The following is a 10267-nucleotide window of genomic DNA, read 5'->3' on the forward strand; positions in this document are numbered from 1 at the left end:
TGACACGGTCATTTTTTTGATATTGGCATTTTTCTTACCATGTTCAATATAAGGATTAATATGTTTGGTCATGGAAATATATCTCTAAAATAGGGGAAGTTAATTCTTGCTCAACTTAAGAGGAATCCTCTTAAATAGTAATTTTTTACAGATTATTTACCTAAAAAGAATATAGGTTAAAAATAACAAGTTAAAGCCAACTTTACTTATGTACTCACTACATTATGTTGCTTTACTGCTTTTATTATACAGCTTTTTCTTAAAAAAGACGTCGATTTTTAATTTTTATATAACTTACAAAGCCCAAATACCTAAATATTTCGACAATAGACGCCATTACTTACAAATTTTTATCATATAGCTAGAACTTATTGTCATTTGCTTAGTTCTAGACTTAACTAAGAGTAAAATTGTTTATTTTTCTCTCTATAGTTATAGGGTAAATTTTTATAATTTAAAGTCTGGATTTGTGGTTTATCTCTTTTTAAATTTTTCTTCTGAGATACTTTGCTAAAAAGCTCTAAACTAGAGTACAATATAGCAAGGTTAGATCCTGTTGCCTAGTAATTTAACCCCTTGTTTATTTTGCTATTTTCGGATGATTTTATTATGTCAGCATCTGTCATTTATGGTTTCCATTCTATTGAAGCTTTAGTGACTGCTCGTCCTAAAGCGATCATTGAAGTTGTCTATACTGAAGAACGTAACGATCAACGTTTACAACAACTACTTCACAAACTATCTGAACTTCACATTAAAACTACTCCTACGAGTAAAGAGAAAATTGAACAATTTGTTCCTGAAGACGCAGCTCATCAAGGTATTATGGCATTAGTGCGTAAACTTGAAGAGTTCGGTGAGAATCACCTGTTTGATATTCTAAGTAGTAAAGAACAAGCATTCTTTTTAATCTTAGATGGGATCACTGATCCACATAATTTAGGAGCTTGCTTACGTAGTGCCGAAGCTGCAGGAGTTGATGCCGTAATTATCCCTAAAGATAAGAGTGCAAGTTTAACTCCGGTGGCACGTAAAATCTCTTCAGGTGCTTCTGAAGTATTACCGGTAATTAAAGTTACGAATTTAGCTCGTACCATGCGTAAGCTCCAAGATGAAGGTGTATGGATTGTGGGTACAGCTGGTGAAGCTGAACAAAACATTTATCAATATGAATTCCCACGTCGCAGTCTAGCTTTAGTTATGGGTAATGAAGGTAAAGGCATGCGTCGCCTTACTCGTGAAAACTGTGATGAATTAGTAAAAATCCCTATGGCTGGAATTGTTTCTTCGTTAAACGTTTCTGTTGCTACAGGTGTATGTTTATTTGAAATAGTGCGTCAATTAAGCGCTAAATAAAAAAATGTCCCCTCAAGATTTATTCTTGAGGGGCTTAATTTTTACTTTAATTAAGTAATGTTCTACTTCAATTAAGTAGAGATTTTCTTCAATTGTAGAGTTTTTTTCTAGCTATTAAGTAGCTTATAGTTGAGCTCTACAACAAAACTATCAGCAAAAGTTTAGCAACTATTTAGCTGTAAAACTATTTAGCATTAAAGCTATCAACTCGAGCAATTAATTCATCTAAATCTTGATACTCATGCTCACCATAGTTATCCTTAGCTTCTAAGCCAGAACTAAAAGGAACTATTTCTGGAGTTTTAGCTTTAATTTCTAATTGCTCGGCTAAGGCAAGCGCAGCTTGCTCTTGCATAATTGTTAGTTGCTCGTTTGCAATTTCTTGGTTTTCATGCCAATACTCAAAAGGCTGTCCAGGAGCAGTAAATAGTTCTTTAAAGCGTGTCGCTTGTTGTTGCGCTTCTTGTTGGATTTGATACACTTTAGCTAAATGCTTCGCTTCATACTCTTGTTGCGTTAAAGAATATTTAAGAGCATGGGCATTACCTATAGGTAAGAGTTCCATTAATACCATACGACTTAAAAGTAAGTCATGTTTCTCTGGGTAAGTATAAGGTACTTCTTGCCATGAGTAAGCTAAACCAATAAATTCAGGACGGAGAACATCCGTGTGTCCAACAAATGGATCGAGGAAATTAGTAGAATACATACGACGGTATCTACCAAATAGGCGATCATAGTAACCGCCACCCATCCCCATACGTTTAAGACCTGGATCAAATGCCACTACCGGAGTTGCAACTACACTAATATCACTAAAATGAACTACTCCATGCGCATAAGGAATAGGCTCAATAATTCCGTAGTCATTACGGATGAAGTAATCCGGATCATTAAAGTTTACACTTGCAAGCTCACTAAAGTACATATTCTCACCATCTACGATGTAAGGTAAAGCAACTTTATAACCTGTAGCATAGAGTAAACGAATAATGTTTTGGGTAGGGTATTCACCATGTGCTGCGTAATATAAGGCAATAATCCCTGAACGATCGTTATAGTTACTACTATAAACAGTTTGTGCTAAACGCTCAGGTAAATGCTCGACAATTTCCTCGTGTTCAAGGTACTCTACAAAGCGCTTATCCACAATATTTTTGTTTGGATCAGCTTGTAATTCTTTTACCCAAGCGGTGGTGCGCTCTAAACGTTTAAAGTAATTATCATCATCGCCAGTTAAGACTCTACTTAGATTCTGAATATGATCTTGATTAAGACCTTGTACCATCATCGAAGCACGTTTAGTTGCTATTTCGGTATTAGCTTGGACTAAAGTCAAGTAACCTAACAGTTGCGAATGAATTGCTTGATAGAGAATGGTGAATGGGAAATTGATCTCTGGGAATATATCCTCGGCAATTTCACGTAAGCGCGTAAACTCTTCCGTATTTAATAAGCCTAAATAAGCACGAATTAAACGTCCAGCCTCATATGAATCACTAACAAATAAACTTAAGAGCTCACGATCGCTAAACATAGCTTCGTGGTCGTCTTTACGTTTATTGTTAACCATTTTAATTTCTTCGAGTTGTAAATTTAATCTGTCTTCAGGAATGTAATAGCTATTTGGATAAGCATAAAACAGCGATGGTAATGCTGAATCATATTTTAAATAGTCATGTACTCCGATTTTAGGATTAAATTTGAAATCGATTTGACTAGTTTTGCTTGCCTCAAGATCTGCTACTTGTGCGTAGAGGTCTTGGTTTTTTGCCATAGCTTCGATTTCAAGTGTACGCCCTAAGTTAATTGGACTTTCAACAATAAACGGATAATCTTCGAGCTTATTTTGTAAGCGTAAAACTTCGGCTGCCTCTAATTGACCTAAAGCATGATCACCACTATTTAGTTCTTCCTGGTTTTTAGCAGCAAAATCTTTTAGAACTTGTTCAACTAGAAGATTTAAATCGTTCGCTTTTTCATTATCGAGATTTTCTAATTGAAACTTTTGCGCACTGGTTGCTTTAGCCAGTTCAGTTTTACTCTTAGAATGAGCATATTTCATGGCTAACACGCTACGACGTAAAATTGCTAAAATTGACTTTTTGGCAATTAAGCTTTCAAAGAACATATCGACGTAGAAATTTAAAGCCGTTTCTCCGTACCAATGATCATTTTTAATGCGACGTTGTTTTACTAACTGACGTAACTCTTGTTTATAAAGTGCAATACGCCCATATTCATTTAAGTTAGGATCAACTTGTGCTGCCAGAAGTTCTAATTTAGGTTGTAAATCCGCAATTTTATGTGATAATTCAGGTCGCTCTTTTAATATCTCTTGTGAAAGCATTTCTGCTTTTTTATAGATAAAATCGCGATCTAACTTTTTCACATAAGTCGTGTGTTTACGTTGATTATGCAGTTCTTCGAAATAGTTTTCGATAAAGTTGTTATAAACTGTTGAGGTTAAACTTTGCTCATGGAAAAGTTCGATCATTAACCCTAGTTCTTTATGCTCGTTTAAATCAAAGTCTACATGATTTTCTACATCGCTAATTCCTTGCTTATTTAGGATTTCAAGCTGTTTGGCCTGAATGTTGTAAAGCATTTCTTTTTCACTAGCTAAAGCAAAGATATTAGCTTTGTGAAGATCGAAGTATTTTTGAATCGCCTCTTTTAAAGAAACAGAATTTTGTGTTTTATCTTTTTCTAATTCCCCTTGCAGGCGAACTAGTTTAACAAATGACAGGAGTATTAACTTGTCGTATGGAGTTAAGTAATTCTCCAATCCATACTTACGTCCTAATTGAAAACGCTTGCTACTAAAAGCGGCAATACTACTCGCTAAAACGTTATATTTATCAATTCTTTGCATCTTATATGCACCAATAAACTTCTAAGTTACCTAAGCTTATTAAGCGAGGATCATGCTTATGCTCGGTAATTAAAATCCTGATTTGCTTAACTAGCAAGAAAAAGTTTATGCTCTAGCTAAGCCGAAAACAGGATATAATCAAAATTAAAACTATGTACTACTTTTATCTTTTTTGCCCTTGGCAAGTAAAAGTTAGCACTTTATAGTTTAGCATTTTATTGCGGATTTTGCCCGATATTTTGCGGGAAAATAGCTTTTTTAGGTAGTTTTAACTTGTAAATTTTATCGAATGTAGTTTTGCATTGTTACTCAGTCTAACTATGACAAATTATGCTACCCACGATGACAAATAATGTCACCCAAAACGAAGAAATTTATCTCGTAAAACAGCCATATTTTAATCACTTTAAATAACCTAATACATTAGACCTTAACAAACTCTAATACAGGATTTAATACTCATGGAAGTAGTAAACTTTCTTACTAACCGTTTTTCACAAAAGAAATTAGTTGCTCCAGCACCGAATAAAGAGCAATTAAATTTAATTTTTAAAGCAGCCCTGCGTACACCAGATCATGGTTCATTAAAACCTTTTCAATTCTATGTAGTTGAAGGGGAAGCTGCGTTAAAAAATCTCTCGACTCTAATGCTAGATTGTTGTAAAGAATTAGATTTACCAGAAAAATTCTACGACAAAGCTGAAAAATTCTGGTCTCGAGCTCCACAAGTAATTGTTGTTGTCGCTAAAGTGGATCCAAATCACAAAAAAGTTCCAGCATGGGAACAAGTGGTAACGGCTGGCTGTGCGACCTACGCTATTCAACTAGCAGCTAATGATTTAGGTTTTGATAATTTCTGGGTAACAGGTAAATGGACACAAGGCACTAAAATGCGTGAGTTCTTTAACTGTGAGGCAAATGATCAAATCGTAGCTTTCTTACTTTCAGGCACATGCGTAGAAGCTAAAGAGAAAGAAGATAAAAAACTTAAATACGTAGATGATTACGTAACTTTCATTAGTTAATTCACTAATTAATTTGTCAATTAGTCGTTACTAATTCGTAAGTTAATTGCTTAACTAGCTAATTGCTCTGTATCATTACAATTAATTTGTATCCCAATCCTCAAGTCAGAACCCACTGCTTGAGGATTTCCTTTTATTAACTTTGACTAATTGGCACAAGATAATATTCATCTCAATTTTGATAAATCACTGCTCGCAATAGTTAATTGAGTATAATAGGATAGGGCAATTATATCCTTGCCTCCAGAATGCTATTTCCACTTGCCTAAGGAGTGAAAACTCGATGAATAAAATTTCTTTAGCTAAAGATAAAATTAAATTCTTATTATTAGAAGGTGTAGATCCACTTGCAGTGCAAACGCTCAAACAAGCAGGTTACACTAACATTGAATATCATACTAAAGCTCTCGAAGATCAAGAACTTTTAGACGCGATTAAAGATGCTCACTTTGTGGGAATTCGTTCGCGCACTCATATTACGGCTCAAGTACTTGCAGCAGCCGAAAAACTTATTGCAATCGGTTGTTTTTGTATTGGGACAAACCAAGTTGATTTAGACGCAGCCGCAGCTAACGGGGTAGTAGTATTTAACGCTCCATTTAGTAATACCCGTTCAGTTGCAGAAATGGTACTTGGGGAAATGATTATGCTTTATCGTAATCTGGCGCAAGCTAATGCTGAAGTACATCGTGGTATTTGGAATAAATCGGCAAGTAATGCTAATGAAGTACGTGGTAAAACCTTAGGTATTGTGGGATACGGTCACATTGGTAGCCAATTATCAATCCTAGCTGAATCTTTAGGCTTAAAAGTTATTTTCTTTGACATTGAAAATAAACTCCCTTTAGGTAATGCTCAACAAGTGCACAGCCTTGAAGAACTTGTAAGTAACAGTGATATTGTTTCTCTACATGTTCCAGAAAATGAAACTACCAAAAACATGATTAATGCGCAAGTGTTTAGTAAGTTCCGTAAAGGTGCTGTACTGATTAACGCTGCACGTGGTACGGTAGTTGATATTCCAGCTTTAGTTGCAGCCCTTAAAGATAAAACTTTACGCGGTGCAGCTTTAGACGTATTCCCTGAAGAACCAAAAGGCGCAGGACAAGAGTTTGTTTCACCTTTACGTGAGTTTGACAATGTTATCTTAACACCTCACGTAGGAGGATCAACAGCCGAAGCCCAAGCAAATATTGGCGCAGAAGTTGCTGCTAAGTTTGTGAAATACTCAGATAACGGTTCTACAGCTACGGCGGTTAACTTCCCTGAAGTTACTTTACCAAGCCACCAATCATCTATTCGTCTGCTACACATTCACCACAACAAACCTGGGGTATTAAACGCCATTAACCAAGTGTTTGTGAAAAATGAAATTAACATTGCCGGTCAGTTCTTAAGTACGCGTCCTGATATTGGTTACGTAGTAATCGACGTTAATGCTGATCGTGAAGTAGTTGGACAATTAATTCAAGAATTAAAAGATATTTCAGGCACTATTAAAGTTCGTCAATTACTTTAATCTGCTGCATAAATTAGGAAAAGTCGCAGATCTCTGCGACTTTTTACGTATAAGGACATAAATATGGCTTTAGGTGAATTTGCTTTAATTGCAAAATATTTTAACCAACCGCAAAACATCACGCTTAATCCGAGCACTAATGTTAAATCCAGCTTAGGTGATGATTGTGCTATTGTGCAAGTTGATGCGGCATATGATTCGCTTATTACGACTGATACTTTAGTTGAAGGTTCACACTTCTATCCAGAAATACACCCTTATGATTTAGGTTATAAATCCGTAGTGGTTAATCTTTCGGATATTTGTAGTAAAGGTGGGATTCCAACGTGGGTTACTCTAGCTTTAACCTTACCAGCCGTAAATCATACTTGGTTAGAAGCTTTTAGCTCCGGTCTATACGATGCGCTAAATACCTTTAATGTGAAACTTATCGGTGGGGATACCGTACGTGGGAAAGAGTTATCCGTAACCATAACCGCACATGGTACGGTTGCTCAAGGACAAGCTTTTACCAGAAATCAAGCACAAGTGGGTGATCGTATTTTTGTAACTGGTACTTTAGGAGCTGCTTATGCAGGCTTTTTAATTCTGCAACACTTACATCAAAACTATTTCTCAAGCCGAGTTAATAGTCTGTTTAGTAAAGAAGAAAACCTTACTGTAGGTTTAAGTAGCCAAAGTATCTATCCGCACCAACGTTTTAGTAAAGTACAAACTTTAGAACAAGATTTAACAGGTTTGTTAAGCAAAGAGGCTTTAAAATCACCTCTTGCGGACAAATTAAATATTGATGACCCTACTAAACTAAATACTTTCTGGCAAGAAGTAGTTAATGGTCTCGTAATTAAAAATCTTTATCCCCAACCTTGGATTAAAATGGCACAAAATTTCCATGGCTATGTAAATGCTGGTATGGATGTATCAGATGGTCTGCTAGGAGATTTACGTCATATTTGTGAACAAAGCCAAGTTAACGCCGTAATCGACTTAGCTAAATTACCAGCACACCCATATTTAGCACCTCTCTATGAACTAGTTGATTTCTCTGCCCTCCAAGTATTACCAGTAGAATATATGGCACTACATGGTGGTGAGGACTATCAAATTCTCTTTACCGTTCCTGAAGCTAAAGTTGAGGCTTTTGTTGAAAAAATGACCTCGATAGGTTTAATTGGCATGGTAAACGAAATTGGTTATATCACTCCAGCAAGCGAGCAACAATTAGAAGCTGCTAAAACTAAGCCGCAACGTGCAGTGAATGCAAGCTTTGTGCCGGAAATAAAACTAACGCGTAATGGACAAGCCGTAGATCTGCAAGCAGATCTAAGTGCAGCTTTAGAAGCAAAAACTAAAGACCAAGAACTAATTAAGCAATTATGTCAGAACTTTATGTGGGAGCATTTTGCTTAAAGAATTAATACTAAGCAGCGTAAGAGCGGTAGACCCATACTCCAACTAAAACATTAAAGGGAAGAAATAATCGCTGGGTTATTTTTAATAAACCATTAGTTAAATAATTAACACTATGTTATTTTTAATTAAACATGAGTTTAATAGTAATCACTGAGTTATTTTTAATTAACCCATTAGTAAATTTTAGTTACAACTCTCTACTGCGATAAAAGTCTACAACTTCTTAGGCGCTTGCGTATATAATGACTGTCATAAAAATACATTTCTTACTTTGGCTTTTGTTTGCTGGATAGCATTCAGCACAAAATTAGTTACTATTTTATGAAGTTTTTGCGTAAACTTTGGGACTTAAAATTCTATTTTGTCCTCTTTATATTTGTGGTACTTAACCACATAGCTTTAGGCTATACCTTTACACCATTAGAAGTACTAGCTTCTTATGTTCTTATAGTTTTACTCTACCGCTATATTCCGTTTCTATTTTATGCAGTGATCTTAATTTATGGTCTGGTTGGTGGTTGTTACTTACCGCAAGCCATAATATACGGTCCGGTGCAAAGCGGTATTATTGCTTCGCTCTTTGAAACCAATAGTGTAGAAGCTAAAGAATACTTAAGTACAATCCCGTTTTGGATTTATGCGGTTTCTGTACTCTTTGTACTCTTTAGTTGGGTAGTAGCCTACTATGGTAAAAAACGTAAAGCCTATATTCGTCGTTACCATAGTTATCGTCGCCGTCCAATGACTCGCTATCCGGTAACTCCAGGACGTGCCATTGCTGTAAGTCTAGCTGTACTGTTTGTAATTATTGGCTGTATTTATAAACCTTATAAATTAGCTGGAAGTCATTTCTACCAACAAATGGCTTTCTCGCGCGTATATCCTCTTTTCTACTTTGTAAAAATATACCGCGATTACCAACAATACTTTATTCAAAAAGACGCACTAACCAAAGACATTAATAAACAGTCTTCTTGGCAAATTACTAGCGTAGAACCTAAATATAAAACTTACGTGGTAATTATTGGTGAGTCAGCACGTCAAGACTACTTCTCGGTATATGGTAAGTTTGATTTAAACACTACGCCATTCCTTGAGCAAACTCCAAGTAAAATCTATAACGGTTATATTGCTGCCGCGTCAAATACTTATATGAGTATTTTCTATACTATGTATCAACACCTTGCTGATAAAACTGTATACGAAAATAACATTGTAAGTTTAGCTAAACAAGCAGGTTTTAATACGGCATGGCTATCTAGTCAAGGGTACTTAGGTGAATATGATACTATTGCTTCGCGTTTAGGAGTACAAGCCGATAGTTCATACTTCCCTACGCACGGCGTATTCGATTTAAGTAATGCTAAAGATAAAGATCTTCTACCATTACTTGAAAATACCTTACAAACGGCAAGCGATAAACCACGTGTAGTTTTTCTGCATATGATTGGTTCGCATCCGAGCTTTTGTCATCGTTTATGGGAGAACGTAAACTATGACTATCTCAATAAAAACATGAGTTGTTATGTACAAAGCATTAAACAAACTGATGATTTTATTGCTGCGGTTGTCGATATTGTGAAGAAACAAAGTCCATCTTACTCGGTAATGTACTTTTCAGATCATGGTTTAACCTACCCTAATAGTCAAACAGGTAGCTTTGCTAATCTGACAATTGGACAAAACTTCCAAGAAAATTATCGCGTACCTTTTGTGGTTCTAAGTTCGGACGATACTGAACACCAAGTTATTAATTTCCAACAAAGTGCAACTAACTTTATTCAAGGCTTTGCCGAATGGACAGGCATTAAACTAGCTAACTATGCTAATGCTCCGTCATTTTTCTTAGGCACAAACCAACCGATCAAGGTGTTCAATCAATTTTCATGGGTAAATTTTGCTGATTTACCTGTGCAACCAATTATTGCTGCACCAGAAAAATAATATGCGAAATTATCCTTAAAGATAATTGAAAAACTTATCCTTAAAACTAAGGCAATACCTAAGCTAAACTAATACTTTAAGGATAAGGCAATACTTAAAGCGAAGGTTATACTTTAAGTAAACGACTAAGACCTC

General features: G+C 35.6%; 6 protein-coding genes. 5 read left to right on the plus strand and 1 reads right to left on the minus strand.

Annotated elements, in window-relative coordinates:
• Window positions 1–609: 609 nt before the first annotated feature.
• Window positions 610–1356, plus strand: a complete 747-nt coding sequence (gene rlmB, locus CKF58_RS03130) for a 23S rRNA (guanosine(2251)-2'-O)-methyltransferase RlmB (protein WP_119530875.1) — start codon at window positions 610–612, stop codon at window positions 1354–1356.
• A 184-nt stretch (window positions 1357–1540) separates the two neighbouring features.
• On the opposite strand, the gene CKF58_RS03135 is transcribed toward rlmB, so the two are convergent.
• Complete coding sequence (locus CKF58_RS03135; protein ID WP_119530877.1) at window positions 1541–4231, minus strand: 5-formyltetrahydrofolate cyclo-ligase; 2691 nt, start codon at window positions 4229–4231, stop codon at window positions 1541–1543.
• 461 nt (window positions 4232–4692) lie between these two features.
• Between CKF58_RS03135 and CKF58_RS03140 the strand changes: the two genes are divergently transcribed.
• From CKF58_RS03140 to CKF58_RS03155, 4 genes are all read left to right on the plus strand, one after another.
• A complete protein-coding gene (locus tag CKF58_RS03140) occupies window positions 4693–5256 on the plus strand; it encodes a nitroreductase family protein (RefSeq protein ID WP_119530879.1) in 564 nt (187 codons plus the stop codon).
• A gap of 283 nt (window positions 5257–5539) precedes the next feature.
• Entirely contained in the window at window positions 5540–6775 is a 1236-nt protein-coding gene (gene serA, locus CKF58_RS03145) for a phosphoglycerate dehydrogenase (protein ID WP_119530881.1), read from the plus strand.
• Between the two features lie 63 nt (window positions 6776–6838).
• Window positions 6839–8185 carry a thiamine-phosphate kinase gene (gene thiL / locus CKF58_RS03150; protein WP_119530883.1) on the plus strand — a complete coding sequence of 449 codons (1347 nt, stop codon included), beginning with the start codon at window positions 6839–6841 and terminating at the stop codon, window positions 8183–8185.
• A 324-nt stretch (window positions 8186–8509) separates the two neighbouring features.
• Window positions 8510–10132, plus strand: coding sequence for a phosphoethanolamine transferase family protein (locus tag CKF58_RS03155; protein ID WP_119530885.1), 1623 nt, complete (start codon window positions 8510–8512; stop codon window positions 10130–10132).
• Window positions 10133–10267: the final 135 nt, after the last annotated feature.

This window comes from Psittacicella hinzii (genome assembly GCF_003585935.1).
Classification (GTDB): Bacteria; Pseudomonadota; Gammaproteobacteria; order Enterobacterales; family Psittacicellaceae; genus Psittacicella; species Psittacicella hinzii.